30 protein-coding genes are annotated in these 26,187 nt (G+C 56.3%); 15 read left to right on the top strand and 15 right to left on the bottom strand.

Features of this window, described 5'->3' with window-relative positions; genetic code table 11:
• Positions 1-232: 232 nt before the first annotated feature.
• From ACVDG4_RS13755 to ACVDG4_RS13740, 4 genes are all read left to right on the top strand, one after another.
• On the top strand, positions 233-733 hold the full coding sequence (locus tag ACVDG4_RS13755) for a type III secretion system chaperone family protein (protein WP_209174376.1): 501 nt from the start codon (positions 233-235) through the stop codon (positions 731-733).
• On the top strand, positions 730-1,548 hold the full coding sequence (gene proC / locus ACVDG4_RS13750) for a pyrroline-5-carboxylate reductase (protein WP_447235472.1): 819 nt from the start codon (positions 730-732) through the stop codon (positions 1,546-1,548). Before ACVDG4_RS13755 ends, proC begins: the two co-directional genes overlap by 4 nt.
• Before the next feature lie 83 nt (positions 1,549-1,631).
• Positions 1,632-2,321, top strand: a complete 690-nt coding sequence (locus ACVDG4_RS13745) for a TetR/AcrR family transcriptional regulator (protein WP_447235471.1) — start codon at positions 1,632-1,634, stop codon at positions 2,319-2,321.
• Between the two features lie 74 nt (positions 2,322-2,395).
• On the top strand, positions 2,396-2,737 hold the full coding sequence (locus tag ACVDG4_RS13740) for a tRNA-binding protein (RefSeq protein WP_447235470.1): 342 nt from the start codon (positions 2,396-2,398) through the stop codon (positions 2,735-2,737).
• Between the two features lie 30 nt (positions 2,738-2,767).
• Here the strand turns inward: ACVDG4_RS13740 and ACVDG4_RS13735 are convergent, their stop codons facing one another.
• The 3 genes from ACVDG4_RS13735 to ACVDG4_RS13725 are packed head-to-tail and all read right to left on the bottom strand — an operon-like array spanning position 2,768 to position 5,474.
• Positions 2,768-4,162, bottom strand: a complete 1,395-nt coding sequence (locus tag ACVDG4_RS13735; protein WP_447235469.1) for an ATP-binding protein — start codon at positions 4,160-4,162, stop codon at positions 2,768-2,770.
• A gap of 11 nt (positions 4,163-4,173) precedes the next feature.
• Positions 4,174-4,872, bottom strand: coding sequence for a response regulator (locus tag ACVDG4_RS13730; RefSeq protein WP_133946027.1), 699 nt, complete (start codon positions 4,870-4,872; stop codon positions 4,174-4,176).
• A 44-nt stretch (positions 4,873-4,916) separates the two neighbouring features.
• Positions 4,917-5,474, bottom strand: a complete 558-nt coding sequence (locus tag ACVDG4_RS13725) for a MarR family winged helix-turn-helix transcriptional regulator (RefSeq protein ID WP_208326649.1) — start codon at positions 5,472-5,474, stop codon at positions 4,917-4,919.
• 248 nt (positions 5,475-5,722) lie between these two features.
• Between ACVDG4_RS13725 and ACVDG4_RS13720 the strand changes: the two genes are divergently transcribed.
• The gene (locus ACVDG4_RS13720) at positions 5,723-6,628 is read left to right on the top strand and encodes a branched-chain amino acid aminotransferase (protein ID WP_447235468.1); all 906 of its coding nucleotides are present in this window, start codon (positions 5,723-5,725) and stop codon (positions 6,626-6,628) included.
• Positions 6,629-6,737: 109 nt separating this feature from the next.
• On the opposite strand, the gene ACVDG4_RS13715 is transcribed toward ACVDG4_RS13720, so the two are convergent.
• Complete coding sequence (locus tag ACVDG4_RS13715) at positions 6,738-7,403, bottom strand: outer membrane protein (RefSeq protein WP_447235467.1); 666 nt, start codon at positions 7,401-7,403, stop codon at positions 6,738-6,740.
• 323 nt (positions 7,404-7,726) lie between these two features.
• On the opposite strand from ACVDG4_RS13715, the gene ACVDG4_RS13710 reads away from it, so the two are divergent.
• The 9 genes from ACVDG4_RS13710 (at position 7,727) to ACVDG4_RS13670 (ending at position 15,986) form a co-directional block, all read left to right on the top strand.
• Positions 7,727-8,731 carry a calcium/sodium antiporter gene (locus ACVDG4_RS13710; RefSeq protein WP_447235466.1) on the top strand — a complete coding sequence of 335 codons (1,005 nt, stop codon included), beginning with the start codon at positions 7,727-7,729 and terminating at the stop codon, positions 8,729-8,731.
• A gap of 67 nt (positions 8,732-8,798) precedes the next feature.
• Positions 8,799-10,769 carry an excinuclease ABC subunit UvrC gene (uvrC, locus tag ACVDG4_RS13705; RefSeq protein WP_447235465.1) on the top strand — a complete coding sequence of 657 codons (1,971 nt, stop codon included), beginning with the start codon at positions 8,799-8,801 and terminating at the stop codon, positions 10,767-10,769.
• A 174-nt stretch (positions 10,770-10,943) separates the two neighbouring features.
• Positions 10,944-12,041: an endonuclease/exonuclease/phosphatase family protein gene (locus ACVDG4_RS13700; RefSeq protein WP_447235464.1), complete on the top strand. Its 1,098-nt coding sequence runs from the start codon at positions 10,944-10,946 to the stop codon at positions 12,039-12,041.
• 114 nt (positions 12,042-12,155) lie between these two features.
• Positions 12,156-12,743: a thymidine kinase gene (locus ACVDG4_RS13695; protein ID WP_409693255.1), complete on the top strand. Its 588-nt coding sequence runs from the start codon at positions 12,156-12,158 to the stop codon at positions 12,741-12,743.
• A gap of 50 nt (positions 12,744-12,793) precedes the next feature.
• A complete protein-coding gene (locus ACVDG4_RS13690; protein ID WP_008191612.1) occupies positions 12,794-13,129 on the top strand; it encodes an HlyU family transcriptional regulator in 336 nt (111 codons plus the stop codon).
• 137 nt (positions 13,130-13,266) lie between these two features.
• Positions 13,267-13,839 (top strand): CDP-diacylglycerol--glycerol-3-phosphate 3-phosphatidyltransferase, encoded by a 573-nt coding sequence (gene pgsA, locus ACVDG4_RS13685; protein WP_133946040.1) that lies wholly within the window; start codon positions 13,267-13,269, stop codon positions 13,837-13,839.
• 31 nt (positions 13,840-13,870) lie between these two features.
• Positions 13,871-14,122, top strand: coding sequence for a molybdopterin converting factor subunit 1 (gene moaD / locus ACVDG4_RS13680; protein ID WP_133947544.1), 252 nt, complete (start codon positions 13,871-13,873; stop codon positions 14,120-14,122).
• A 3-nt stretch (positions 14,123-14,125) separates the two neighbouring features.
• Entirely contained in the window at positions 14,126-14,593 is a 468-nt protein-coding gene (locus ACVDG4_RS13675) for a molybdenum cofactor biosynthesis protein MoaE (RefSeq protein ID WP_447235463.1), read from the top strand.
• 91 nt (positions 14,594-14,684) lie between these two features.
• Positions 14,685-15,986: a multidrug effflux MFS transporter gene (locus ACVDG4_RS13670; RefSeq protein ID WP_208326650.1), complete on the top strand. Its 1,302-nt coding sequence runs from the start codon at positions 14,685-14,687 to the stop codon at positions 15,984-15,986.
• Positions 15,987-16,029: 43 nt separating this feature from the next.
• On the opposite strand, the gene ACVDG4_RS13665 is transcribed toward ACVDG4_RS13670, so the two are convergent.
• The 7 genes from ACVDG4_RS13665 to ACVDG4_RS13635 form a co-directional block, all read right to left on the bottom strand.
• Positions 16,030-16,680: a glutathione S-transferase family protein gene (locus tag ACVDG4_RS13665; RefSeq protein WP_306148844.1), complete on the bottom strand. Its 651-nt coding sequence runs from the start codon at positions 16,678-16,680 to the stop codon at positions 16,030-16,032.
• A 37-nt stretch (positions 16,681-16,717) separates the two neighbouring features.
• On the bottom strand, positions 16,718-17,377 hold the full coding sequence (locus tag ACVDG4_RS13660; protein ID WP_447235462.1) for a ribonuclease T2 family protein: 660 nt from the start codon (positions 17,375-17,377) through the stop codon (positions 16,718-16,720).
• A 23-nt stretch (positions 17,378-17,400) separates the two neighbouring features.
• Positions 17,401-17,844 carry a cytoplasmic protein gene (locus ACVDG4_RS13655; RefSeq protein WP_306148846.1) on the bottom strand — a complete coding sequence of 148 codons (444 nt, stop codon included), beginning with the start codon at positions 17,842-17,844 and terminating at the stop codon, positions 17,401-17,403.
• Between the two features lie 88 nt (positions 17,845-17,932).
• Positions 17,933-18,781 (bottom strand): 23S rRNA (adenine(2030)-N(6))-methyltransferase RlmJ, encoded by an 849-nt coding sequence (locus ACVDG4_RS13650; protein WP_447235461.1) that lies wholly within the window; start codon positions 18,779-18,781, stop codon positions 17,933-17,935.
• The gene (locus ACVDG4_RS13645) at positions 18,778-19,293 is read right to left on the bottom strand and encodes a GNAT family N-acetyltransferase (RefSeq protein ID WP_447235460.1); all 516 of its coding nucleotides are present in this window, start codon (positions 19,291-19,293) and stop codon (positions 18,778-18,780) included. The genes ACVDG4_RS13650 and ACVDG4_RS13645 overlap by 4 nt, the downstream gene beginning before the upstream one ends.
• Positions 19,294-19,443: 150 nt before the next feature.
• A complete protein-coding gene (locus ACVDG4_RS13640; protein WP_447235459.1) occupies positions 19,444-20,304 on the bottom strand; it encodes a cold-shock protein in 861 nt (286 codons plus the stop codon).
• 212 nt (positions 20,305-20,516) lie between these two features.
• Complete coding sequence (locus ACVDG4_RS13635; RefSeq protein ID WP_447235458.1) at positions 20,517-21,614, bottom strand: DUF1176 domain-containing protein; 1,098 nt, start codon at positions 21,612-21,614, stop codon at positions 20,517-20,519.
• Between the two features lie 224 nt (positions 21,615-21,838).
• Between ACVDG4_RS13635 and ACVDG4_RS13630 the strand changes: the two genes are divergently transcribed.
• Entirely contained in the window at positions 21,839-22,477 is a 639-nt protein-coding gene (locus ACVDG4_RS13630) for an MBL fold metallo-hydrolase (RefSeq protein WP_306149100.1), read from the top strand.
• A 17-nt stretch (positions 22,478-22,494) separates the two neighbouring features.
• Here the strand turns inward: ACVDG4_RS13630 and ACVDG4_RS13625 are convergent, their stop codons facing one another.
• From ACVDG4_RS13625 to ACVDG4_RS13610, 4 genes are all read right to left on the bottom strand, one after another.
• Positions 22,495-23,499, bottom strand: a complete 1,005-nt coding sequence (locus tag ACVDG4_RS13625) for a DUF1402 family protein (RefSeq protein WP_447235457.1) — start codon at positions 23,497-23,499, stop codon at positions 22,495-22,497.
• 252 nt (positions 23,500-23,751) lie between these two features.
• Complete coding sequence (locus ACVDG4_RS13620; RefSeq protein ID WP_133946053.1) at positions 23,752-24,096, bottom strand: DUF6665 family protein; 345 nt, start codon at positions 24,094-24,096, stop codon at positions 23,752-23,754.
• A 33-nt stretch (positions 24,097-24,129) separates the two neighbouring features.
• Positions 24,130-25,431 (bottom strand): MFS transporter, encoded by a 1,302-nt coding sequence (locus ACVDG4_RS13615; RefSeq protein ID WP_306148853.1) that lies wholly within the window; start codon positions 25,429-25,431, stop codon positions 24,130-24,132.
• Between the two features lie 38 nt (positions 25,432-25,469).
• The gene (locus ACVDG4_RS13610; protein ID WP_306148854.1) at positions 25,470-26,030 is read right to left on the bottom strand and encodes a chalcone isomerase family protein; all 561 of its coding nucleotides are present in this window, start codon (positions 26,028-26,030) and stop codon (positions 25,470-25,472) included.
• Between the last annotated feature and the right edge of the window lie 157 nt (positions 26,031-26,187).

Raw genomic sequence — 26,187 nt, 5'->3', positions numbered from 1 at the left:
TGCTCACTCGTCCACAAGTTTCGGCTTTCTGCTCGAAATTGGTAGGTAGGCCTCAAGTCCTTCCTGCACCTATACTCAAAGATAACAGGGATTCGTCGGAGCAAGGCGGAACCGGTCTAACGATTGGGCCAGACAAGGACGCGCCATTGCTCCTCGGCTTGGGACTTACCCCGGCGGCCCACCCGGTTATCCTGATCGGGTATTCGGCCCCGGCTGGAAGGGGAGAAGGCATATGAGCCTCATCGAGATCGACTTCGAGCGACCTGAGAATCCCGTGGATACCATCGAAACTGTTGCGGCCTTGAACGACTGGACGTTCGAGCGCTCAGATGACGATGAGATCACGATTTCCATTGCCGGAAATTGGTGTGATTACCACGTCTCCTTTTCCTGGATGGAAGATGTTGAGGCGCTTCACCTGGCGTGTGCCTTCGACTTGAAGGTGACGGAGATCAGAAAGACCGAGGTTGTCCGGCTCTTGGCACTGGTCAATGAACAGCTGTGGGCTGGCCACTTCGATCTCTGGAGCAAGGAAGGTGTGGTCATGTTCCGCCAATCCCTGCTGCTCGCAGGCGGCGCGGAGCCGACTTCGGCACAAATCGAGGCCATGCTGGCCAATGCGCTTGATAACTGCGAGCGGTTCTATCAAGCCTTCCAGTTTGTGGTCTGGGCTGGCCACTCCGCGTCGGAGGCCCTCAGTACAGCCCTTTTTGAAACTGCAGGAGAAGCATGACGTTTTCCAAGGAGCGCCCCTTTGTTCTTGTCGGCGCTGGCAAGATGGGTGGGGCGATGTTGTCTGGATGGATGGCGGAGGGAATTGATCCGGCATCCATTCTTGTTGTTGATCCCTTTTTATCGCCGGAAATCGGTGCGCTTTTGAAAAAACATGGCATTGGTCATGCTGCGCAGATGCCGGATAATGTGACTGCGGGTATCATACTCGTGGCCGTTAAGCCGCAGATGATGGATGATGTGCTGCCTGGTTTGGTGCCCGCCAGCGACGACAGCACACTGGTCCTATCGGTTGCCGCCGGAACGCCGGTACGCAAGTTTCAGGAGTTTTTCGGAGACATCCCGACAGCACGGTGCATGCCGAACACGCCGGCCATGGTGAAACGCGGCATTACCGCAGTTTACCCAACCGAAAAGGTTACGGACGCGCAAAAGAACACGATCTCCCAGCTGCTTTCCGCCGTCGGCAAGGTCGTTTGGCTGGACAGCGAAGACCAGATTGACCTCGTAACCGGCGTTAGTGGTTCGGGTCCCGCCTATGTTTTCTACATGACCGAAACGCTGAAAGAAGCCGGCAAAGCTGCGGGCTTGCCGGAAGATCTTGCGGAGCAATTGGCCATAGCCACAGTTTGCGGAGCTGGTGAATTGATGCACCAGTCCGGAGAGGACCCGGCTATTTTACGTCAGAACGTCACCAGCCCGAACGGGACGACCGCGGCCGCTTTGGATGTTCTGATGTCTGAAAGTGGAATCCAGCCCATCATGACCGAGGCGGTTGCTGCGGCTGTAAAACGGGCAAAGGAACTGGCGGGCTAAAACCGCAACGGGTGCGGCGAGATACCCCTTTTCGCCGCATCGCTGGTCTCCTATCTTCCGATTAGGAAATAGGAGACCAGAGCATGGCAACCGCCAAGACGAAGCAAAAGATCCTCACCGTTTTTTTGGAGTTGCTTGAAAAGCATCCCTACGAGGATGTCTCGCTTCAGCTGATTGCCGAGACCGCTAAAGTCAAATTGTCGGACCTGCGGCGCGCGTACCCGTCCAAACTTACTCTGGTCGAAGCATTTGCGGAGAACATTGACGCTGCGGTTTTAGATGAGCGCGACGAGGGTATGGATAATCAGCCGGCACGTGACCGTCTGTTCGATATCCTGATGACACGCATAGATGCTCTGGCGGAGCATAAGGAGGCCGTCCGGGCCCTCAAAACCGCAGCCGATGAAGACCCGGGCCTGGCACTTGAATTCAATCGCATCGCCATACGCTCGCAGAAATGGATGCTTGTCGCCGCGGGAATCGATCTGGCTGGAGCAAAGGGCACAGTGGTTGCCCAAGGGCTCGTAATGGCGTTTGCAAAGGTCGTCGATACCTGGTTGGACGAACCGGATGAAGGCATGCCGCGCACCATGGCGCGCCTCGACAAGGAACTCGACAATGGCGTGTCTTTCATGAAGCGCCTAAACCGATTGGAAGGAATGGCAAAGGGTTTGCGCAAATTTATCAAATCTGCGTCCAGGCGCGGCCGGAGCCGCAGCAGATCTCGAGAAGATGATGATTTTGCGGCCGACGCTGAAATGCCGATGCCGTAAGAACAGGGCGCGTAATTTCCAGGGTTTACTCCTGCTGGTTTAGCGATCATGGTCGCTCAAAAATGGAGTGAACCGTGAGTGACCAAATAAGTTTTGACGATTTTTTGAAAGTTGACGTACGTGTGGGCCGCGTTGTTGAGGCTGAGGAGTTTCCCGAAGCGCGGAAACCTGCCTACAAACTCCGGATCGATTTCGGACCAGAGATCGGAACCAAGAAAACCTCTGCCCAGATCACGAAACACTGCACGCCCGAGACGCTTGTTGGCCGCTTGGTCATGGCGGTGGTCAACTTCCCACCGCGCCAAATTGGACCTGTCAGGTCTGAGGTCCTCACACTTGGTGTTCCAGACGCCGATGGGGAGGTCGTCCTGATGACCCCCGACAAGGACGTGCCAATCGGCGGGCGGCTCTATTAAGTCTTCTGGTTCTAACTATCTCATTGTCACTTAAGCCGGGATCCTGAGGCGGGCGCGCAACCCGCCAAGCGGGCTGTCTTCGAGGTAGAGATCGCCGCCGTGTGACCGCGTGATATCGCGGGCAATTGCAAGGCCGAGGCCACTCCCGGTCTTGTCCTGGTTGCGTGCCAGATCCAGCCGGTGGAATGCCCGGAACGCCAGATCCCGTTGATCTTCGGGAATACCCGGGCCGTCATCATCGACGGTGATGATCAACCAGTCATTCTCAATCGTTCCATTGAGCTCGACTCGCTGCCCGTACTTGCAGCCGTTGGTCACCAGGTTTGAGAGGCACCGTTTCATCGAGTTCCGGCGAAGCAGAACTTCCGAGGGGCCGTCGAAACTGGCTGTGACGTTGTTACCGGAAATCTCGCTCTCTTCCTCAAGCTCTTCGAACAGAAGGGCCACATCGGTCTCTTGTGGTTCCTCGTCACCATCGCCTTTGGCAAACGCCAGATAATCCTCCAGCATGTTGCTCATTTCATCGACGTCTTTGCGCATGGCCTCGCTTTCCGGAGTGTCACCGAGAAATGCAAGCTGCAACCGCATACGTGTGAGGATAGTACGCAGGTCATGGCTGACACCGGCCAGCATTGTGGTTCGCTGGTCGATCTGCCGCTCGATCCGCCGGCGCATGTCCGCAAAGGCGACGCCGGCGCGCCGGACTTCCAGTGCTCCGCTCGCCTTGTAATCGCCGACCGGCCGGCCCTTGCCGAAGGCCTCAGCCGCATTTGCAAGGCGAATGATCGGGCGCATCTGATTGCGCAAAAACAAGAGCGCAATGACGATCAGGACGAGGGCCGTCGAAAACATCCAGACAAGGAAAATATGCGAGTTTGAGGCAAAGGTCTGGCTCCGGCGTGTAAAGACACGCAGAACCTCGTTTTGCAGCTGAATCCGGATTTCCACAAAACGGGACCGGCCGACGGTATCGATCCAGAATGGCCGCCCGATCCTCTGGCTGATCGCCTTGCTCAGCTCCTGATCAATGACATCAAAAAACGGTTTCGGTGTGGGAGGGGGCAGCGGCTCCAGCGGCAGGATCGACATGGACATGCCGAGCGCGCGTGCCCCCAGTTCCTCGATCTTTGTATGCTCAGGATCTTGCGGATAGTTCTCCAAAACATAGACAACGGCCGCGATCTCACGAACAACGGCTTCGGACATGCGCCGTGAAACGAGCTGATAGTGCCGCTCCATGAAGACGAAGGCGATCACCGATTGCAGAATGACGACAGGGATCACGATGATCAGAAAGGTTCGGGTGTATAGGCCTTTCGGCATGACCCGGTAAAGAAACCGGGAAACGCGACGGTAGCCGCGATGGACAGCGTTGACGGGCAGAAAAGCTGCATAGCGCTGAAGGAAGCTTTCGATACTCGCCATTCAAAAAGGCCCTAGTCACACGCAAGCCGGTAGCCGATGCCCCGAACGGTTTGCAGGTAGACCGGGTTGCCCGGATCGTCTTCGATTTTCCGGCGTAACCGGTTGATCTGGACATCGACCGTTCGTTCACCGAGGCCACTGTCATCGCCAACAATCTTGTGCCGGGGAACGGTGGCGCCGGGTTGTTCTGCAAAAATCGACAGGATCTGTTTCTCGCGGTCGGTGAGGCGGATCGAGCTGTCGCCGTTTTTGAGTTCACCCCGCGATGTGTTGTAGCAAAACGGTCCGAACCGGATTTCCGTCACCGTCGTTGGCGGTTGGTATTGGCCTCGGCGAAGAATGGCACCAATGCGCAGCAACAGTTCTTTCGGTTCAAACGGCTTGCCGAGGTAATCGTCGACGCCGGCCTCCAGGCCGGCGATCCTGTCGGGGGCATCAGTCCGTGCTGTCAGCATCAGGATTGGAACCTGTGACGTTTCCCGGAGTGACGTTGCCAGTTCCGTTCCGGTTTCACCCGGCATCATGACGTCGAGAATGATCAGATCAAACTCCAACCCGGACAGGCAAACTCGTGCTTCGGCCGCATTGGCCGCGGCAGACACGCGATATCCGTTGTCTTTCAACAGCCGCCCAAGCAGGTCCCGGATCCGGCTGTCGTCATCGACCAGTAGCAGATGAGGCGCGTTGTCATCAGGAGCCGTCACAGTCATCGGCGCTTTTGTCCTTCCCAACGATGAACCCGGCGGACGCCAGATCAGTCTTTCAATTCGTATGAACTGCGGATCAGCCCGACAATGTCGTTCCTGGCTTCAGGATCAATAACTTGCAACAAGAATTGCCGGACAATCACGTCGGCGCCATCTGGCAGTCCAATTAGGGCGCGTTCAAGGCGCTTTTGCTGCAGGCGGGCAAGATCATCCGCAAGCACCTGTCCACGTTCTGTTGTATACAAGAGGCGCTGGCGGCGATCATGCGGGCCTTCACGCTGCTCGATGATATCCGCGTCGACCAGCTGTTTCAGCACCCGCCCGAGGCTTTGTTTGGTGATCCTCAAGATGCCAAGCAGGTCGGTCACCATAATCCCGGGATTGCGTTCCACGAAATGGAGCACCCGGTGATGGGCGCGGCCGAAATCATATTCCGCCAGAACATCGTCGGGATCGCCGGTAAAATCGCGATAGGCAAAAAACAAAAGTTCTATCAGATCGTAGGGAACTGCGTTTGCGGCTCCGTCATTGTCTCCTGCCGGTTCGGACTGGCTCACAGGCTTGGATTCGGCGGGCAGGGACGCTTTGAAATTTATGTCAGTCATATTGACTTATTTAGGACCGATTGTTACTTGTTGACCACGGTGTGCGAAATGATTGGTCGTTTTGTTGCTTTTTTCAGCATTTAACGACAAACGAATCCAATCAGGAACGGCGCGCTTCTCAAGATACCGATAGTTGGCGTGCTGTGCAAAAGATACAGCCATTCAATGGGCCGTTGTACGCCTGAGCCGATTGAAAACGCGACTGAAAAATGAAAACACGCTCAGGAGAGCGGGCGGGAGTTTAAGACATGGCTGCACAGCCCTTTGATCAGCTGACGGGTGATATCTGGTATGACGGCACGTTTGTGCCCTGGTCCGATGCCAAGCTGCATGTGTTGAGCCACGGGTTGCATTACGGAAGCAGCGTGTTTGAAGGTGAACGCGCCTATGGCGGACGTATCTTCAAATCCGAAGAGCATACCGAGCGTCTGCTGGCATCTGCTCGCGAGCTCGGGTTTGAAATTCCCTGGACGGCGGAGCAGATCAATGCTGCCAAGGAAGAAACCCTTGCGCGCATGAACTTGACGGACGCCTATATTCGCCCGGTCGCTTGGCGCGGCAGTGAGATGATGGGCATTTCCGCCCAGAAGAACACCATTCACCTTGCGATCGCTGCTTGGGAATGGCCGAGCTACTTTGCGCCGGAAGAGCGTTTGAAGGGTATTCGGCTTGATATGGCGGACTATCGCCGTCCGGATCCGAGAACGGCTCCGTTCAAGGCCAAGGCTGCCGGTCTGTACATGATCTGCACGATTTCCAAACATGCCGCCGAAGCGAAGGGCTATACAGATGCTCTCATGCTCGACTGGCGCGGTCAGGTTGCCGAGGCGACTGGTGCGAACGTGTTTTTCGTAAAAGACGGCAAGATCCACACGCCGACGCCAGACTGCTTCCTGAACGGGATTACCCGGCAGACTGTGATCGGTCTTGCCAAGGACCGTGGCATTGAGGTTATTGAACGGGTCATCATGCCGGAAGAGCTCTCAAGCTTTGAGCAGTGTTTCGTTACCGGGACAGCTGCCGAAGTGACGCCGGTGTCTGAAATCGCCGGAAAAAGCTATGTCGTTGGTGACATCATCAAGACGTTGATGGAAGATTATGACGGGGCCGTCCGCCCGCAAGTTGGCGAGATGAAAACTGCAGCGACCGGCTGATCGCTCACGAGGAGACAAGGTTCGGCAGGTTCGATCGCTGAACCTACAACAAAGAAAACCCGGCGCGCCTGCGCCGGGTTTTCTTTTTAAGTCTGCCTGAATTCCAGGTTTAGAACTTGTAGGCAATACCGGCCCGAACCTGGTGGTCATTGAACTCGGTGCTGACACCGGTTCCACCGAGGTTAAAGTCCTGATCGCCGAAATCCTGGTAGCTGTAGTCGAAGCGGGCGACAACATTGGACGTAATCGCGGCTTCAGCACCAGCGCCCAATGTCCAGCCGAGAGCGGTTTTGCTGTCGGAGACACCATTGGCGGTGGCTTCCAGATCGGCGATTGCCAAACCGCCCGCACCATAGATCAGGTAGCGATCAAACGCATAGCCGAGACGGCCGCGGAAATTCGCGTTCCAGTCAGAGCTGGATTTCAGCGACAGGCCATTTACGGTTCCGCTCTTTTCCAGATCGGTCAGGCTGAAATCGGATTCCAGACCAACGACAACATTCGGGGTGACCTGAAAATTGTATCCGGCATAAGCTCCGCCAGCGACACCGTTGTCGTTGAAGCCACGGCTTGCGCCGCCGGTGCTGTTGTCGAAGTTGCCAAAGGCCCAGCCAAGCTGCGTCCCAATGTAAAAGCCGGTCCAGTCGATGCTTTGCTGACCTGCGGGAACAGCATCATATGCTGGTGCCGGTGCAGGTGACTGCGGCAGGTCGGCAGCGAGCGCTCCTGCAGCGCTGGCGGTGAGGGCAAAACCTGCAAGTGCAAGACGGTTCATTGAAAATACTCCAGATCCACACTAACTCATTCAATTCAAGACGCGCTCGAAGTCGCGTCCACACCTTCCCCCGGATTGAAGATATGGAGATCGTTTGTGGCGGATCGGGTCAGAGATTATGGAGTTTTGATGACTAATGGCGGCAAATTTCTGTCAGTGTGAACCAGAGATTAAGACCGTTGCGATTTGCAGTGACTGGACAAGAAAGATCCTTGTTCCCCGCTTTCCCCGCACCAATCTATTGCGTATAACGCGCCCAGTCGAAAGAACGGCGATCCCAAAGCTGCCGTATTTCAACCCTCAGACCCGAACCGGAACTCAGAATGCTGTTTGACTATTTAAGCCTGGCAGGTGGATTGGTTGCACTCATCATTGCCGGCGATGTCTTGGTCAGAGGCTCTGTCGGGGTCGCTCAGAGGCTTGGTATTCCCAATCTTGTCATCGGTTTGACAATCGTTGCTTTTGGCACGTCAGCGCCAGAACTTGTTATCTCCCTCAAGGCAGCGCTGGATAATGCCAGCGGGATTGCAATCGGCAATGTGGTCGGATCCAACATTGCGAATGTGTTGCTGGTGCTCGGTATGCCCGCGTTGATCGCTGCGACACCTTGCGGCGAACAGGGCGCCACCCGGACCGCGCTCTTCATGGTTGGCGTCACTCTTGTTTTCATTGCGCTTTGTTTCTTCTCGCCGATCGGTCTGTGGTCGGGCATTCTTCTTTTGGCGTTGCTGGCCGTGTTTCTTGGTGGTTCTACAATTGCCGCGCGGCGCCATCGGAAAGATCTAAAAGCCGCTGCAGCTGGTGCGGATGTGGCCACAGAGGTCATGGATAACGATGATGAACTGGACGACGTGGATGACGTTCCCGATTCCATTTGGGTCGCGCTCATCTACATCGGCCTGGGTCTCGTCGGTCTTCCGCTTGGTGCGCATTTCACCATCAGTGGTGCAACGACCATCGCAACGGCCTGGGGTGTGAGCGATGCAGTGATTGGTTTGACGGTGATCGCGCTTGGAACCTCCCTTCCGGAACTTGCAACTACTGTTATGGCCGCAATCCGGCAGCATGGCGCCGTAGCGATCGGCAACGTCATCGGATCGAATATCTTCAACCTTCTTGCAATAATCGGCATCACGGCCGTCGTTGTTCCAATCGATGTGCCGCAGGAGGTTCTGAAGCTCGACATCTGGGTGATGCTCGCCTGTGCGGTGTTGTTGACCGCGCTCGCCGGGTTCAAGGTCTGTCTTGGCCGGATTTCAGGGTTTGTCATGACAGCGGCCTATGGCCTTTACATCGCCAGCGTTTACATGCTGGGCTATGCCGGCTGAGTGAGGCGAACCACGCCTTTCAGACGACTTCAGACCAATACTCTCCGATCCTCAAAAAAGGACCAGCATGGGCGACGTGTCCGAAACCGATACTTCAACAAAAAACTCGAAAGGCGCTGAGGATGCGCCGGTTCTGAAGGGGGTTGAAGTTATCGCCCGCGAGGTCAAGCGTCTGCCCAACGGGCCTGGTGTTTACCGCATGCTCGATGAAAACGGAGAGGTTCTCTACGTCGGCAAGGCGCGAAGCCTGAAGAAACGGGTGACCAGCTACACCCGCCTGCAGGGGCAATCGAACCGGATCATGCGCATGATCCTTGCGACGGCCGCGATGGAATTTGTCGTCACCAACACCGAACCGGAAGCCCTGCTGCTTGAAGCCAACCTGATCAAACGGTTCAGGCCGCGCTTCAACGTGCTTTTGCGGGATGATAAGTCATTTCCCTATATTCTGGTCACTGGTGATCATGAATCTGCAGCCATCGTCAAACACAGGGGGGCTCGCAAGCGCAAGGGCGACTATTTCGGCCCATTCGCGTCTGCCGGGGCCGTCGACCGGACGATCAATGCCCTGCAAAAGGCTTTTTTGATCCGGACCTGTTCGGACAGCTATTACGAAAACCGAACACGGCCCTGTCTTCAATATCAGATAAAGCGGTGCGCCGGACCGTGTACCGGGGAAATCGCGCCGGAGGACTATGCGGGCCTCGTCTCAGAAGCGAAGGCGTTTTTGTCCGGACGCAGCCAACTGATCAAAGAACAGTTGGCTGCCCAGATGGAAACCGCTTCCGCGGACATGGAATTCGAGCGGGCGGCGATCTATCGGGACCGTTTGGCAGCGCTGTCTCACGTTCAGGCGCATCAGGGCATCAACCCCCAAACGGTGGATGAAGCAGACGTCTTCGCCATTCACCAGGAGGGCGGGCAATCCTGTGTCCAGGTATTCTTTTTCCGAACGGGACAAAACTGGGGCAACCGCGCCTACTTCCCAAAGGCTGACAAGTCTTGGGACGAGGCTGACATTCTGGAAAGCTTCCTGGCCCAGTTTTACGACGACAAGCCAGCGCCCAAACAGATCCTGTTGTCTCATCCGCTCGGTGAGCAAGAGCTCTTAGGAGAAGCCTTGAGCGAACGGATGAGCCGCAAGGTTGAGGTGACGGTTCCCAAGCGCGGCGAGAAAAAAGAACTTGTCCTGCACGCCATGACAAACGCGCGCGAAGCATTGGGGCGGCGTCTTGCCGAAACCTCAAGTCAGGCAAGGTTGCTCAAAGGCGTGGCGGAAGCTTTCGACCTGGCGACCCCTCCGCGCCGTATTGAGGTTTATGATAACTCTCACATCATGGGCACCAATGCTGTCGGCGGCATGATCGTTGCGGGCCCAGAAGGATTTGCAAAGGCGCACTACCGGAAGTTCAACATCAAGTCAGAAGATCTGGTTCCTGGCGATGACTACGGCATGATGCGGGAAGTCCTGACGCGCCGTTTCTCACGTCTCATGAAAGAGCATGCCCGGCCGGAGGGCGGTGAAACGTCCAATCCTAAAGTTACGCCGGAAGCGGAAGAGGCCGATGCCCCGGTCGATACGGATATTCCAGCATGGCCGGATCTGGTTTTGATCGATGGCGGGCAGGGTCAGCTTACGGCTGCGCGGGAGACACTGGAAGAGCTTGGCCTGACCGATGTGCCGCTGGTCGGTATCGCAAAGGGGCCGGACCGGGACGCAGGCCGGGAGAAATTTTTCATCACTGACAAACCCTCATTCATGCTGCCAGAGCGGGATCCGGTCCTTTATTTCGTTCAGCGCCTGCGGGATGAAGCGCATCGGTTTGCAATTGGTTCCCACAGGGCGCGCCGTAAAAAGGATATCGCCAAGAACCCGTTGGACGAAATTGCGGGTATTGGCCCCACTCGAAAGAAGGCGTTGCTCTCTCATTTCGGGACCGCGAAAGCGGTCTCCAAAGCCGGGGTCGATGATCTTGCTGCTGTACCAGGGATCTCCGAAGCCATCGCCCGTCTGGTCTACGACCACTTTCATGAGTAATTTATCCGCCAAATGGCATATAAGTCCCGGTGCAGTGGTTCGGCAAAACCGTTGAACCAGCTGGTGCTTTGAAGGTGAAGTCTGTAAATGGCAAAGGCACGCTTCGTTCTTAAGAAGGCATAACCGTATTGCGCGTCCAGCAGAACCAACACAGCTCAAAGAGCCGGATCACTGATGTTTGAGAGGGTGGTGAAAATCGGCCGCCCGCTCCTCGTTCTGGCGGCTTGGTGCTGCGGTCTGGGTGCGGTGTTCGCCGCGTCTCTTGGTCTTTCGTCATTTATTGCACCGGACTACTGGTTGTCCGACAACATGAGCTTTTTCCTCTGGCAGTTTCTGTATGGAGGGATTGGCGGTACGCTCTGTGCGGTTGCTGGCTTTTGGTTTGTCCGGAGTTGGCGCGGGGCCTTTCGGTTGCTGATCGTGATCGCGGCCGTAGCCACGATCGCGCTGGCTGTCCTGACAGGTCTTCGGACCATAGAGAACACGGTGCCGCCGGTCGCTTTTTCCACAGATGCTAGGGAAATCAAGATTGTCTCCATCAACCTGGAGGCCTTGTTTCTCGGAGACCCGGTGCTCACCAGTTATCTGAAGGAAGTCGACCCCGACATCATCGTGTTTCAGGAAACACTCTGGAATCTGCAAAAGTGGCGGTGGCATCAGCGTGGTTTGCCGATCGGCGGACCGGATACAAGTGTCTATCCGGAGCATCTGCTGGTTGGAGACCTTGGCGAACTGGTGATCTTTTCCCGCTTTCCAATTGAAGAGACCTCTTCGCTGGTTATCCCGGGTGTGACGCCACCAGGCGCAAGCGTCCATTACAACGCCGATCGCGAAATTCTGTCATTCTCGATAAACGTTGAAGGCCAGACCGTGGACCTGGTTTCTGTTCACTCGGACAGTCCCCGCACAGCCCGGCGCTGGCACAACAAGCGCGCTTATTTTGATAAGATGGACGCGGTGATTGCCGAACGGCTTGAAAGTGGTGGCACACCGCTGATCGCCATCGGTGATTGGAACAGTGCTCCGTGGTCGGCGAGGTTCCAAAGGTCACTGGTAGCCAATGACCTTGTCACGGCCTATCCAGACCGTATCCCGCAGGTGACGCGGTACTTCTTTGACTATCGCCTGCGCTGGGTCCTGGGCTCCCCGGTCGATCAGGTGGCTGTCTCAAAAGACATCGGCATCGTTGATGTGTCTCTAGGTCCGCACATCGGGTCGGATCACCGGCCGCTTCTGGTGACTCTTCAACTCCCTGAGCAGGCTAAAAACTAATCTACGCACAACAGGGCGGGGATAGTCTGCGCGGCGAGCCAGAAAACAATTGAGCTCAGGCATCGGATTGGAAAGACTGCGGCAACCTTTCGACCGATTCCTGAAGAAAGCCCGATGGCCAAACTCTATTTCAACTACTCGTCCATGAACGCGGGCAAATCTACGTCCTTGCTGCAAGCTGCTTACAACTATGAAGAACGCGGCATGAACACGTTGTTGCTGATCGCGGCTTTGGATGACAGGGCAGGCAAGGGGCGGATTGCATCCAGAATCGGGCTGGCCGCCGACGCGGACATTTTTTCGTCTGCCGATGACGTTTACGCGCATGTGGATGCTGTTCGAAAAGAGCGCGAGATCCACGCGGTATTGGTCGATGAAGCCCAGTTCCTGACCGAGGAGCAGGTCTGGCAACTGGCACGCGTTGCAGATGGCCTGCGCATACCGGTGATGTGTTTCGGCTTGCGAACTGATTTTCAGGGCAAACTGTTTCCGGGAAGTGCTGCTTTGCTGGCTATCTCCGACAATCTCAAGGAGATCAAAACGATCTGCTGGTGTGGCCGCAAGGCGACAATGGTTGCCCGGCTGGACGGGGATGGCAAAATCGTTGAAGAAGGAGATCAGGTCGTCATTGGCGGAAATGATAAATACATCTCCCTTTGCCGCCGTCACTGGTCGGGCCGCGATCTTGGAAACAATCAATAGGTTTCATGCTCCTGAGCGGACTCTACCGATCCACACCTTGAAGGTCCCGCGTGACCGGCCTAAAAGAACGGCATCTACTTCTTGAGAAGGATGGCCAGATGTTTGGCAAGGTGTTGAAGTCATTGTTTGGCGGGTCAGATGCTCCGCAAAAGCCCGGCAACAGCGTGTCGGTCGAGTATGACAGCTACACAATCATCGCTGAGCCTCAGCAAAATGGGGGCCAGTGGCAGGTCCGCGGACGGATCGAAAAACAGGACGGTGAAGAGCTGAAAAGCCATGTGTTCATCCGGGCGGACACCTTGCCGGGAGAAACAGAAGCCGCGAATGAAATGATCCGGAAAGCCAAGATGATGATCGACCAGCAGGGCGACAGCATTTTCAGCTGATCCTTCCATTTGACCGCTTGACGAGATATGGCCTTGTAGACCAGCGTTGGGCCAACGTCCTCGTGGGCTTAAGGTGTTCAGAGGTCTGGGCCATCCGCCGCATCTGCCGAATACAGACGGTGCTTTAGAAAGCCAATATGAAAAACAACGTTGCCTTCAGTCTGCCGAATATCTTGACCTACGGCCGGATCCTGGCCGTACCGGCTGTTGCGTTTTGTTTTTATTTCGAGGGAACGACGCCGCGCTGGATTGCGGTTGGACTGTTTGTTCTCGCAGCGATCACCGATTTCTTTGATGGCTATCTGGCGCGTGCTTGGCAGCAGCAGTCTGCTCTTGGCCGGATGCTTGACCCGATTGCCGATAAGTTGCTGGTTTCTGTATGTCTTTTGATGCTTGCTGCGGATGGGACAATCGGCGGCTGGTCTATCATTGCGGCGCTCATCATCTTGTGCCGCGAAATCCTGGTGTCCGGTTTGCGCGAGTTTCTTGCAGAGCTGCAGGTCAGTGTGCCGGTGACCCAACTGGCGAAATGGAAAACCACGGTCCAGATGGTTGCAATTGGCCTTCTTCTCGCGGGGCCGGCAGGTGACCTGATCTTCCCGTACACGTCCTTGCTTGGTTTGACTGCGCTTTGGGTGGCGGCCACTTTGACCCTATATACGGGGTACGATTACTTCCGTGCAGGGATCGGGCATCTCATCACGGAATAATGGGATGAACCGGTTAACGGTCGAGGGAACAATGAACATTCGTTATTTTGCTTGGGTGCGCGAGCGTGTCGGGGTTGAAGAAGAGGCGATTGAATTGCCGTCAACTGTTGTGACCGTGGCGGACTTGATCGGTCATCTCAAGACCATTGATGACAATCACGCTTTTGCATTTGAAGACGAGGAAGCCATCCGCGTCGCCCTGGATCAGATGCATGTGGAAGTTGATGCGGAGCTCGGTGATGCCAAGGAAGCGGCATTTTTTCCGCCGATGACGGGGGGCTAAGCCGTGGTGGTGGAGGCAGCGGTCCGGGTTCAGGCCGAGGATTTCAGCGCGCAGGCCGAAATGGATGCCCTCACGGCTGGGCGCAGGGATGTTGGCGCTCTCGTCTCCTTCACCGGGTTGTGCCGTGATGAGGCTGGAACCCTTGCGGCGCTGGAGCTCGAACACTATCCTGGAATGGCCGAAGCCGAATTGGAACGGATTGCCAGCGACGCCCTGAAACGGTGGCCGCTGACGGGCCTGACAGTCGTGCATCGGTATGGGAAGATACGACCGGGGGAACAGATTGTACTGGTTGTCGTCGCGTCTGCCCACCGCCGTGCCGCCTTTGAGGCGGCTGACTTTTTGATGGATTTTCTAAAGACCCGCGCACCGTTCTGGAAAAAAGAACACTTCGTGTCCGGGAAAGCTGAAACTTGGGTGGCGGCCAAAGCCGATGACGATGCGGATGCCGAGAGGTGGATCGCATCCTAACGGTTCGCTACCTCTGAGGTGGCCCGCCAAATTTTTGTGCTCTGCCGATCAATGGATCGGGAGAGCCCTTTCTGTTTGATCGGAATACCTTGTGAAAGAAAACGACACGTCTGCTGACTACGGCTCTCCGGCTGGCAGAGCGCAACCCTCAGCCCGAGCTGCAAAACCCGAGATCCTTCGGGACCCGGGCATTCCCTTTGCCGAGTTTGTAACAATCATCGCTCTGCTTATGGCGCTGAATGCGCTTGCAATTGACGTCATGCTGCCTGCTCTCCCGGCAATTGGCGAGGCGCTCAATATTCAGGAGGAAAACAACCGGCAGACCGTCTTGCTGCTCTACCTGGTTGGGTTCGGTGGAGGTCAGTTGTTCTTTGGCCCGATCGCCGATTCCCTCGGCCGACGGAAGGTTCTGATCGGCGGCTTGGTGCTTTACAGCCTTGCCAGCATTGCGGCGATTATCACGAATGACCTCACGCAGTTTCTGGCGGCCCGTGTGCTGCAGGGGATTGGCTGCGCTGCGGCGCGGGTCACGGCCCTTTCAATCGTGCGGGATTGCTACACCGGACGGCGCATGGCGAAGGTTATGTCTCTTGTCATGATGGTGTTCATGGCGGTGCCAATCATCGCGCCGTCGGTCGGGCAGGCGATCCTGTTCGTTGCCGGCTGGCACTGGATCTTCACCATGTTGTTGGCAGCGGGTGTCGGGATGCTGGTCTGGACCTGGATGCGCTTGCCTGAAACCCTGGCTCCGGAACACCGCCGGCCAATGGTCATGTCGAACATCGCAGGGGCCTACTGGAAGGCGCTCACGACCCGTGTGACGCTCGGCTACACAATCGGTCTGTCGTTCATTTTCGGCGGCCTGTTCGCGTTCCTCGCCATGTCGCAGCAGATTTTTGTCGATGTCTTTGGGCTGGGTGCTTACTTCCCTGTTGTTTTTGCCGGGATTGCCATAGCAATGGCCATCTCATCCTTCATGAACTCGCGTCTGGTGGAAGCCATCGGTATGCGGCGCCTGTCTCATACCGCTGCACTGATCTTCACAGGGCTGGGGGCACTTCTGGCGGCCGTCGCTGCGTTGGGATTTGAAAGCCTGTGGCTCTTCCTCATCCTGACAACCCTCATCATGACGACGTTTGGGTTTTTGGGTGCAAACTTCAACACTATGGCGATGGAACCGCTCGGCGATATCGCGGGCACCGCATCGTCAGTGATCGGTTTTGTGAGCACCCTGGGCGGCGCCATTTTAGGTTATGTGATGGGCCAGCTTTTTGACGGGTCGACAATGCCGCTGGGGCTTGCATTTGCCTGTTATGGCTTAAGCGCAATTGCCTGCATCTTGTTTGCTGAAGGCGGCCGTATGTTCCACGCATTGGAGCGCGGCGACCAATAATTGACCGATAGAAAAAAGCCGGGCGGGTGCCCGGCTTCTTGCATCAGCGTAAGGGCGCCGGATCGTTGTCCGGTACCGGAGCTGCTGGCATTTTGGTGTCCGCAAAGGCAGGGACTGCTGTCTCAAAAGCGTCCAGCCAGGCCACCAGTTTTGGATGATCAGATCGCCAGTCGCCGTTGTAGCGAATGTCCAGATATCCGAGAGCGCACGCCAGTGTCAGCGTACCCGCATCAATATCGTCAGCCGATTTTGGAGCAGCTGGAGCATTGGCTTCGAAATGTGCCAGGGCGCGGTCCATCTTCGCAGCCTGATAGGTGTCCCAGTCCGGGTCGCGGAACTTGGGCTCCTTGAAACGCTTCTCATAGACCCTCAGGATCGCCGCATCCATCATTCCGTTGGCGAGGGCTTGATCCCGAAGGACCGGAAATCGTGCTTCGCCTTGTGGAAACAGCTTGCCGCCGCCCGCCAGAAAATCGAGATACTCCAGGATAACCGAACTGTCGTAGATGACGTCGCCGTTTTCCAATACGAGCGCCGGGATCTTTCCGAGCGGATTTTGGCTGCGCAGATCATCCGAGGGATCTGCTGTGTTGGCTTCGACAATCTCGATCCGGTCCTTGAGACCCAGGATTGCCATAGCCAGTTTGACTTTGCGTCCAAACGGTGACGGCGGGGACGAGCGCAATTTCATCATGGTGAAACTCCTTACATGAAGACGAAAATGTCTGATGCTATCGGGCAAGCGGCGGCACGACGGTGAGCGAACCGGAGCGGCAGCCGTTTCGATCGACAGAAGGACAGGAGCGGAAATCCAGATCCTTCGACATGCAGATTCGGACTTCTTGAAGTTCGCCGCGTTCGCAAACAATCGCGATGCCGTCCTTGGAAAGTCCCGGATTGACGCTTGAGAATGCCGCTTCGATCTTGGATGGCGCGGCCTGTCCGCGTTTGTTGATCGTCCGGAAAGCTTTGGGAATCTTGACCTTCTCGAACGCGTCCCGGGTCAGATCAAAATAATCCTCAGGCGTCAGGCCAGAGCAAGTACCGTGTTTGCGCCATTGATGAAATATCAGGCCGTGGCTCGGCATGATGTCGTCCATATCAAAGGCAATCTGCCGATCAATCCGGCGTTGGCTTGTATCGCAGCTTTCCGGATAGCCGCGGTCGTATTGCGGCCAGAGACCATGAACAACAAAGCGGAACGGTGTCCGCACATCACACTGGCGGGGACTGGCATCCGGTCCAACTTCCCGGCAGTAGGCCGGGGACCAGGAGAGCGCCAGGACATAAAAGTCGAAGTCACCGGGTGTGTCGGCTTTGGCAGTTGGCGAAAATCCGAAGGCAACGGTAGCCGCCACAGCAAGGTGCTGCAGAAATTTCGCCAATCTCATGATGTGATGCGTCCAAGTGTTGGTTATTGCGCAGTCAGCGTACGGCATGAGCCGCCATAAACATACCACTTATCGCGCTGGTTCAGACAGGTTTCGACATTCCAGCTGATCCCGAACACGCCCGCATGAGCTTCCAGCAGATATTTGACCGACACCCTGCTGCCGTCCGACAGGCTCGCAGTTCCACTGCAATAGCGGCGGGTCACAGCGCTGGATATGTTGGCACGGAAGGTGGTGTCGCGGATTTTATCAAGCTGGACGATGCGGACCCCATTGAAGTAGCTGGGAGCGCGCCTCACAGTGTTCTGCACAGCGCGTTGAACGGAAGTGGCGTCACAGCCAGGCAACTGATTTGATCGCTCACTGGAGAAATAGAGCCGGTGATCGTCTGCTGCCGCGGTGGCTGTCATAATCCCCGAGAGGGCCAGCACAGGAAGGGCAAAGCGGGCAACACGAAACAAACTCATAGCCGAACCTCCGAAAAATGCTTGGCTCTGACGATGGGCGACACCCGGGAGCAGGTCAAGCAGGGATCGTTAAAATCGGCTCATGAAGTCATTCGCCGACAATTTGATGAACATTCCAATCGGCTCCCGGCCCTTGCCGAACTGTTTCACAAAGCCACGGAAGCACTACATTCATTTCGCCTGAAAGGGTAAAGGGCGGGTTAACCATAGTCATGCCCGAGCCCAACATCCTCGTGTCCGGGCCGCTTTTGCCCGCATTTAGTTCCAGAGCCAGGATATCGCGCAGCCCAGCCTCCTCAAGGTCCTTATGCATTCGCGAAATGGCCCGTACATCTTTCATCGGATACCAAAGAGCAAAGGTGCCTGTCTGCCACTTTCGCCAGCTTTTTATGACCGCTGTGGTCATATCGCTGAATTCGCTTGTTTTTTCAAATGCCGGGTCAATCAGCACAAGTCCGCGCTTTTCCTTGGGTGGCAGAAAACTGCCAAGCGCCAGCCAGCCGTCCAGGTGGATCGTTTTCACCTGATGGTCGCCTGCGAACAGGTTTGAAAGGGTTTCAAAATCCGCCGGATGAAGCTCTGTGAGGGTCAACCTGTCCTGTTTTCGCAGCATGCGCCGGGCAAGCAGGGGAGAACCGGGGTATGTTTTCAGGATGCCATCGCCATTTTCGCCGCGCACAACATTAAGCCAGGGAGCCAGAAGCTCCGAAACACGCTCCGGCATATCACTAGCGAGCACCTTACCGATGCCCTGTTGCCACTCTCCCGTCTTTTGGGTTTCTTCCGACAACAGATCATAGCGCCCGATGCCCGCATGGGTATCGACGATCCGGAAACCCTTTTCCTTGCGCTGGAAATACGTGATCAGACGCGCCAAAACGGCATGCTTCAGAATGTCACCGATGTTGCCGGCGTGGTAGGCGTGGCGATAGTTCATTCCGCAGCGCCCAGTGGGTCTTTACGTAAGAAAACAACGGCTTTTTCGCCATGGTCTGCCGTGCCGATTTCTTCAAAGCCGAGCCGCTGATGAAACCGTAAAGAGCCTGGATTTGGTGGCCTTGAGTTCACCTCGCAGACGAAGCTGCGGCCAGTGTCTTTCAGCTGATCGAACAGGGCGTTGTAGAGTTTCTCGCCAATCTTCAAACCGCGCCGAGTTTCATCGACACAAATTCGATCCGTATAGGAGAAGTTGGAGACGTTTTCGCTTAGCCAGCGGTAATTCGCGCTGCCATAATCCGCGCCGTCGCTGATCGACAATAGAAAACCCACGGGCTCCTCGTCGACCTCCGCCACCAGGCAAACAAGCGATTGGCCGATCAGATCCAGAAGTTCTTCTGCAGACAACTCGTTCACAGCCGGCACGGCAGCGTTGTTCAGGGGCAGCAAGTGGCTTAAATCCCCTGGGCGGAACGGCCGGATAGTTGTGGTCGGATTTGAAGTTGTCGTCATCTGCTGCCTTTCTCATGCGCATTCTGGCAGCCTTATAGTGCTTGGCGTGCGGCAATAAAAGCAGGCAGTTTGCCTAAAACAACGGGCGCACCAGTGGTGCGCCCGGAATTTCTTATTGCAGGGCTTTCGGCAGTGCCGGAAGAGTGCAGCTTATTCGTAATCCGGCTGCTCGCCTGTGCCGTCGTTGACCGGCTGGTCGTCAGAGCCGGCATTCGAACCGTCTTCCTCGAGCATTTGCAGGTTCACCGCTTTTGGGCCCTTGCCCCGGCGATCCGGTTCAGTCTCGAAAGAAATGCGTTGCCCGCTGTCCAGGGAAGCAAGTCCGGACCGCTCAACCGCCGAAATATGGACGAAAACATCGGTCTCGCCATCGTCAGGGGTAATAAATCCGAAGCCTTTGTCAGACTTGAAGAATTTCACAACGCCGGATTGGCGTGGCCCACGTTCGACCGGCGGATAATCCCGCCGTGGAGGACGATCTCCCCCTTCGCGGTTTCCGCCGCCGTATCCGCCACGGCCGCCACCGCCGCCGTAACCACCGCGGTCTCCGCCGCCATAGCCACCGTCACGACCACCGCCGCCGCCATAGCCACCACGGCCACCACCGCCGTATCCGCCGCCATCACGGCCGCCACCGCCGCCGCCGTAACCGCCGCGGTCTCCGCCGCCATAGCCACCATCGCGGCCACCGCCGCCATAGCCACCGTCACGACCGCCGCCGTATCCGCCCCGGCCGCCGCCATCACGGCCACCGCCGCCGCCGCCGTAACCACCGCGGTCTCCGCCACCGTAGCCACCGTCACGGCCACCGCCGCCACCATAACCACCACGGCCACCACCGCCGCCAAAGTCATTATCGCGCCCACCCCGGTGACCGCCATCACGGCCACCGCCATAATCACCACCGAAGTCGCTTCCGCCAAAGTCACTGCCGAAGTCTTGCGGACCGCCAAACTCGCGCTTGCCGCCGCGCCGACCACGCGACCGCCGGTCCGAATCCCCATCGTGCATTACGTAATCACCTTAATTTCCGTGCCATTCCGACACTAACGCCAATTCTCACCCGCCTTTTCGGCCGAGCCTAAATCGGAGAGCACATCAAGATGCGCTCACCAAACTCAAGGATCGGGGTGAAGTAGAGCTGCCGCACCCCATTCCATCCGCCGCGGAAACATCATAAGGGCGCGATTGTGAAAATCGCAAGAAAATCCTTAGGGGAAAGGTTATTTAGACGCGTTTTTTAGAGGCCAAGTGTTTGACCAATTGGACAAGTCCGGCTCCGTGTTGTCACACGTTTTGCGCGAAGCTTCTTCAAGCAACACCAATCCAGTGCCGTTCCAGACCCATCTGTTCCACAGTCCGCACTCGCCAACGCCGGACCCCTTAAAGTAGCTGATCAACTGACGATCGGCTGGCACCCAACGGGCATTGTAAATCAAATCGGTGGCAATTGGACCGCTTTCAGACATTCTGGCGACATGCACCTGACGTGCAGCCCCATCCTTGCCAGCATAAATCGCGACATAAGGGCTGTTATAGGCCGTTGGAGCACCGCACGGCACGATATAAAGTGATGCGCCGTCCTCCAGCGGAACACGGACTGCATTCAGGCTGGCAAAAATGGTCGGGTCGATGGAAGAACAGAGGCGGTTGGCGTGCCAAATTGCGGAAACTTCGGCTGGGAGCTCCTCCGGAGCCAAAATTGGAAGCGCATGCGGTGCGTTGACCGGAGGCTCAGCTCCGGGTGAGACAATTGCTGACGCCGTTCCTGTCCGGTTTTGCCGGTTGTCCAGCCAGAGAAGGCCCGATTTTAGTCCTTGCAGAGGAACGGAAACGGATACTGTCTCCGCGCTGCCTTCTCTGGGCATGTGTACGGTCAGTTCTTGCCCTGTTTGCAGAGCCGTAAGCAGTGTGGATGTGACTGCACCCGTCGGGTACCAGAAACCTTCCCCGCCCAGCGGCCGAAACCCGGCTGGGGATGTTACTCCCGCCTGGATTTCCCTGAGTTGTTCAATCGGCAGAGATTCTATCGTTGCCCCGTCGACATCGAAGCGCAGTGTACCGGTCTGGGGGAGGACAGTGTTTGTGGTCAGCCGCAGCAGCGGTTGGGCATCCGCGCGCCAATCCCGGACAATCCGCAAATCAACCCAGACGGACTGGTTCCGGGTGAACGATGAGGAGAAGCACACTCCCGTGCTTGCGCAATCGACAAGCCAAGTATCGAACACCGGCGCTGTGCGGCCTGGCTGAGCTTGGGCGCTTCCGGCAATTCCTAAGGCCAGAAGAGTTGCCGTGACAGCGCTGAACAGTCGTAACGTCATTCGGTGCCGAACCTGATTTCTTTAGCTCTTCCAACAAGAGCCTCTCACCTTTTACGAAATCAACGCCGCAAGGTGAACCCATGGACCATTACAAACATGCGGCTCTGGCGATTTGTCCCGTATTTGTTACAAGGGGCAGGATAACATTCATCCAGGAGATAACAGTGGCGCAAGACATGTCGAATTCGGATGCCGGGGCAGCAGAGACTGGCCAGGGTGAGGAGATGCCGCCGATCCAGATCATGATTGTGCCTGTCACGGGGTTCCAGCAGAACTGCTCTGTGATCTGGAACCCGGCGACCATGGTGGGCGCTGTCGTTGATCCGGGCGGCGATGTCGACACAATCATGTCCGCAGTCAAAGAAAAAGGCGTGAAAGTCGAGAAGATTGTCCTGACCCACGGCCACATTGATCACATCGGCGGCGCTGCTGATCTTGCCGAACGCCTTTCAGTTCCTGTCGAGGGACCGCATGAGGCCGATCAGCCCTTGATCGACCGGGTTGCCGATCAGGCGGCTCAGTTCGGAATGGGGGAAGCCAAACCCGTATCGCCTGATAAGTGGATGCAGGAGGGGGACGTTCTGGCAATGGCGGGACGTGAATTTGACGTCTTGCATTGCCCGGGCCATTCACCTGGCCATCTGGTTTTCATTGACAAGGAGTTGCGGCTGGCGATCTCAGGCGATGTGCTCTTTGCCGGGTCGATCGGGCGGACCGATCTGCCGGGAGGAAGCCACGAGACGCTGATCAAGTCGATCACTGAAAAGCTTCTTCCGCTTGGAGACGACATCTCGTTCTTGCCCGGGCATGGGCCGGCATCGACATTCGGCCACGAACGCCAAACCAATCCATTCTTGACCTGAGCATCCGGCCGGATCGATCAGAGCAATGATTCCAGCTCTTCGATCCGGTCATTCACCAGCCAGCCGTAGTAGTTTTCGCGCGGCCAGGAGTTGCCGCTGCGGCGGAATTTGGCCGCGCGGCTCCAGGGATCCCCGAGATTATAGAGCGTTGCTGTCAATCCGGGGTTTTTTGAAATATCCACTTTGCCGACAGACTTGTAGGCGTCGATCGCGTCCCGGATGATCGCGGCCATGTAGTGCAATGACTGGTTTGGATCCATGGTCGCTTTGTAGACGGCTTCCGGATTTGTGGACTTCAACTTGCGGAAATTGCTCGTGCGTGCCACCCGATCGGTCATCTTCAGAACCGTCAGCGGGCTCAGCTGTCCAAGACCGAAGCTTTGACCCGCATAGAGCGGTTGAAAGAACGCTTCGTTGAAGTTTTTCCGTGGATAGCGGACGCCATCGACGCTTTTGCCGCGAAAGCGGCTGTTCCAGACCTGTTCGTAACAGGACCAGCGGCGGTCGCTCGCCTTTTGCACGTGCTCCTTTCGGCACCGGTCAAATTGCGGGCGCTCCACAAAGGTTTCGACTTGCTCGCCATTGAGCTCAAAATCAAACCTGATGCCGGCGTAAGCGAGGGCCTTTACGTAATAGGACTGCGCGCTGTCGAGAGTGTCATAGTTGTAGGTATGTTCGCCGACGATCGCCCCGACAATATGGATCGGATCAATACCGTACCGGCTCGCGACGCGCTTGATGGATGACATCAGACGCCGGTCACGCCGCAAAACGCTCAGCACCTTCTCGAATTTGGCATCGTATGATGAATTGGAGGCGGACGTCCTGCGGGATGAGGCGAAGGGGATTTTCGGTTGAGAGCGGTATCTGTTGCCTTCCGGGACAACTCGCACCGATTGGGCATATGCGGCACTTGTAAAACCGTCGCCGCTACCGATCGGTAGCAAATTCCCGAGGCAGAAAAACACTGCGAACATGGCAATGGGAGCGGTGACCCTATGGACGACAGTGATGCGTTTCATGTTTTTGCTCGGGGCCAACGCTCTTAATGTATCGCACTCCCAAATTGGGGGTGGCGGATTTCAATGGTCCGTAACCGTGTATATTACGCAACGTTACAAAGCGGCATATTATTTTGTTTTATGGCTGCGAAAAAAACACTCTTACCGGTGTGATGCAACTCTGCGAACCTCATACATCCAAGCCATCAACAAGGAAGTGATACAAATCACAAAGGCTTGTCCGGCCGCGTACGCAATGCATGCGCTGCCTTCTCAAGACCCTTTGCGAATGTTCGGTCCCATGTGTAGCCGGACATCATGCGGAACACGCAGCTCGTCATAATAGGCCCTGCTGTTCCTCAATCCACACATCTCCCGTTGTATCGAAACATACCAGAGCGCTTCGCAGGCTTCGGCAAGGTGGGGAGAGATTGTTTCCTCTGTGGCTTCTGCGTTCGCCCTTGCCGCTTCGAGTTTTCTTAAAGCGGTTTCGAGCCGCTTCTGCAGTCGGAACAGCGTTGCCGCTTTCTCGTTAAAGATCTCATTCTGTAGGGCCTGCGACAGCGGATCTTCATCTTGTTTCGGTTTGTGAAGGATCTGCGGTGGCCGTACGGACATGTTTCAATCCTGAGAGCAAGTGCAAGGAACGGTTCAGGACAAAGTGGACTTGTCTTTTGTCAGGATGTCCTGTGCCCAAATTAAACTCCCGAGGGCTGCCAGTTTCAAGGCACAGGGGAGGGCTGCATATGTGAGGCTTAGGACCCAATCCAGTCTCGGCGTCATGTCTCCCCCCGGTACATAGCCCAAAACGCCGAGGATCGGCAGGGCCAATCCGGTCGCAGCCGCAAGGGACGTCTTGGAAAGCAGCGCCATCAGTGAAAAAAGGCGCGATGCATCAGTCTGGCGGTCGTCAGCGTCGATATGGTCTGCAAGAATGGCAGGCGGCAAGGCCAGGTCAGCCCCGAGAGCCAGGCCCGACAGCGTGCACACAACCGCATAGGCGGCAATATCTCCGCGGCCGAGAAATACGGCCCAAATGAACGTAACGATCGCGAGCCCGAGTGAGAGCTGCCAAGCCCGGATTTTCCCAAACTTCGAAGCCAGTTTGATCCAAAGCGGCATGGATGCAGTGCCGGCTAGGAAATAGATCAGCAAAAACAGTCCTGTATATGGCTCAGCGCCGAGCCGGTCCCGCACATAAAAGAGAACAAGAACCGCGGGAATAGCACTGGCGAATGTATTCAGAAGAACGAGGGAAAAGAATACTGACCGCCAGCGGTCCTTGAGCAGGCTCAGCCAGTTTTGCCGGTGATGCGCTTGTTTGGGGGCGGAGAGCTCGGCCGTCTTCATCCATGAAAGTAGAAGCACCAAGCCGACAACAAGCAGCGGGAGGTAAGCCACCGTCAAATAGTGAAACGCCTGTTCCTGACCGGCCCATTGGGTCAGCAGGGTTGGTGTGATGGCGGCTGCAAGCAATCCGAGAAGACCAAGGGCCTCACGCCCGCCGGTGATCCGGGTACGGTCTTGGGGCCGCGACTTCCATAAGCCGCCCAGGGTTTGAAGGTTGATCGTGACGATCGAAAAGCCGGTGGTACAGATGAGAATCGATAGCGCAAACCATGCGAGAGGTGCTGAGGCCAGCGGATGAAACAGCATCCAAAAGCCTGCGCCCAGCATCAAGGTCCCCACGGCCAGGATTTTTGGCCGGTGCGAGTGAAGCCGGTCGCTGATGCTACCGATGAAAGGATCTTGAAACGCGTCAATCAGCCGTAGGGCCAGGAGGACGACACCAAGGCTTGCAAGGGACTGACCTAATGTGACGGCATAGAAGTCAGGCGCATGCAGATAGATCGGCAAGCCGGCGAAAGACAGAGGGAATGCCAATGCGCCATAGACCAGGATGGACCGTTTCGTAATCCGGCCGGAGGACTGCCTGCTAGTCGCCAAGTTCACAGTTTGGGCGGGGTCGCCTGCTGTCTGCTCGGAGATCGTCAAGAGCCGGCGCCGACCAGTTTCGCGCGCAAACGCGGGTTTTGAGTGTTGCTGCCAAGCCAGATGTCAAAGAAATGTTTTGTGAAAGCTGGGTCCATGATTGTGCCGATCTCTTTGTTGCCGAGATAAAAAACACTGCTACCAGACGCGGTGCGGACCCCAGTTATGGACTGACCGGAAGACACATTCGGAAAAATCGCTGCCATTTGCTTGGTCCAGCCGTCCAATTGAGCTTTGGAAACGCCCTGTTTGGCCATTTCTTCTGCGGACTTTTCGGCAATTGCCTTGCCTTTGAAATTGCGCAGATAGGTGAGCCGCAGAGCGAACGGATTGGACGAAGAATACACCCCATTCGGAGCGTAGAGCTGTGCGTCGAAGACGTTGAAACCAAGGAACTTCATGCGTCCTTCCCCAACAAGGCTCGCCGAAGGGACAGACTTTACTGCAGCGCCTAAATCTGCCTGAGCTGCGGTCGTGCCGAATGAGAAGATGATCGCGGTACACAACGCCACCGCAATAACGATACGTTTGGTCCAGGGATGTCTTTTCTGAATTTGCACACCGGCCTCCTAGTTGGATCCACTGGTGTACGAAGTATGCGGGATTATGGATTGCCGTCTGCTGCTGGCTTTTCGCAGAAATCGGCTGGTAGATTGCTAAAGTGTCCGGACTTCTGAGCCGTTAGTTTTTTCTTTAGAACAATACAAGGTCCACTAT

This window comes from Roseibium sp. MB-4 (assembly GCF_053005265.1).
This window is presented reverse-complemented; position numbering and strand designations above follow the sequence as displayed.